General features: G+C 40.4%; 3 protein-coding genes. All 3 read right to left on the bottom strand.

All coding sequences use genetic code 11. The features are described 5' to 3' along the window. Nucleotides 1-89: 89 nt before the first annotated feature. Entirely contained in the window at nucleotides 90-839 is a 750-nt protein-coding gene (locus Phpb_RS23085; protein WP_065392401.1) for a hypothetical protein, read from the bottom strand. A gap of 74 nt (nucleotides 840-913) precedes the next feature. Next, entirely contained in the window at nucleotides 914-1,654 is a 741-nt protein-coding gene (locus Phpb_RS23080; RefSeq protein WP_065392400.1) for a hypothetical protein, read from the bottom strand. Further along, nucleotides 1,651-1,840 (bottom strand): hypothetical protein (locus Phpb_RS27190; protein ID WP_240492582.1); only part of this gene is annotated, 190 nt, incomplete at its 5' end. The genes Phpb_RS23080 and Phpb_RS27190, both read right to left, overlap by 4 nt.

The following is a 1,840-nucleotide window of genomic DNA, read 5'->3' as shown; positions in this document are numbered from 1 at the left end:
CTTCAATATTTTCACACAGATAGTTCCTTTTAATAACAGTATTCTCATGTTGGCATTTAGATAAACTGGTGACACAACCTTATAGAACATTACTTTATGTAACGGGTATCTATCATTCGGGTATTGATTTCAATGTGCCCGTCAGGATATTCAACCCATTCACTTTTCCTGGTTACTATGACCTTTGGCATTTTGGTTTCATCCAGTTTAGGCTTGAAGGTGATTTTCCATTCCGCTCCTGGAATTAATTTCAGTCTAAACGGAAACGAATTTACCTTGCCTTGTAAGGAAATGCTGTTTGGATATCCCTCAACCACGTTCAAAACAGGGTAAATAACCGGGCTGAAATTTATCGTATTCAATGCACGAGTCTCAGAGGCTTCAGAATAATTTGTTCGTGCGGCGTCGTTGATAAAGGCGGTTAATCCTGTTCCCGAAGAGAGTTCGGCATCTTTCACCAGATGGCTAACATCGGTATACCCCACTGCCACAGAAGCTCGATTGATTTTCCATTTACACCATCCTCCACCATTGAAAGGTAATTTTGCCTGAAAGTAACCAGTTTGTGGATCTGACTTCACATCCAGACGTAATTTATAATAAGTCGGCACTTGATAAGGCGACATACCTGCATCAAGCTGATATCTAAGGCAGTCTTTTGAGATATATTGCGCAGACACATACGGTTTTGTGTATTTCGGCACGACACCTTCCACCGTAATCAACTGTTTCTTCTCGTCAGGCGAAAAAGGAAAAAGCCTGCCAAAAAAGGTGTCGCCAAACGCCCAGTAAATAAAATAGAGAAATAATAAGGACAGCGTTATCTTCAATATTTTCATACGGACAGTTCCTTTTAATAACAGTATTCTCATGTTGGCATTTAGATAAACTGGTGACACAACCTTATAGAACGTTACTTTATGTAACGGGTATCTACCATTTGGGTATTGATTTCAATGTGCCCACTGGGGTATTCAACCCATTCACCTTTCTTAGTTACTATAACCTTCGGCATTTTAGTTTCATCCAGTTTAGGTTTAAAAATAATTTTCCATTTGGCTCCCGGGGTTAACTTTAACCTAAAAGGATACAATTCAACTTTACCTTGTAAGGATACACTTTTCGGAAATCCTTCAACCATTTCTAAAACAGGGTAAATAACCGGGTTAAAATCAATCGTATTCGATGCAGGGATTTCGCTAATATTTGTCCGGGCAGCATCATTGATAAAGGCGGCTAATCCTGTTCCCGAAGAGAGTTCAGCATCTTTCACCAGATGACTAACATCGGTATAACCCACCGCCACAAACGCTTGATTGATTTTCCATTTACACCATCCCCCGCCATTGAAAGGCAATCTCGCCTGAAAGTAACCGGTTTGCGGATCAGCTTTTACATCCAAATCCAACCCATAATAGGTCGGCACTTGATAAGGCGACATACCTGCATCAAACTGATATTTAAGGCAGTCTTTTGAGATATATTGCGCAGATACATACGGTTTTGTATATTTCGGCACGACACCCTCCACCGTAATCAACTGTTTCTTCCCGTCAGGTGAAAAAGGAAAAAGCCTGCCAAGAAGGGTGTCGCCAAACGCCCAGTAAATAAAATAGAGAAATAATAAGGACAGCGTTATCTTCAATATTTTCATACGGACAGTTCCTGTTTATCACAGTAGTGCTGTAAGGCCAGTTCTCCCTGTTCTTCCTGCTGGCTGACCGTCAGTGATTTTATTAACTGCTTATCCATATCCAGAAAATAGAGATTTCGGTAGTAAACATTGTCAGGGATAAGCATCTTATAACTGTCCATTTTCGCCTTAAATTGACGCTGACTA

This window comes from Photorhabdus namnaonensis (assembly GCF_001684335.1).
In the GTDB taxonomy this organism is placed as follows: Bacteria; Pseudomonadota; Gammaproteobacteria; order Enterobacterales; family Enterobacteriaceae; genus Photorhabdus; species Photorhabdus namnaonensis.
Note: the sequence above shows the minus strand (reverse complement) of the source record. Positions and strands in the feature narration are given on the sequence as shown.

What these genes read in the sequence shown, in the direction of transcription:
- Phpb_RS23085 (WP_065392401.1), bottom strand. Translation starts at nt 839, where the DNA reads ATGAAAATATTGAAGATAACGCTGTCCTTATTATTTCTCTATTTTATT.
- Phpb_RS23080 (WP_065392400.1), bottom strand. Translation starts at nt 1,654, where the DNA reads ATGAAAATATTGAAGATAACGCTGTCCTTATTATTTCTCTATTTTATT.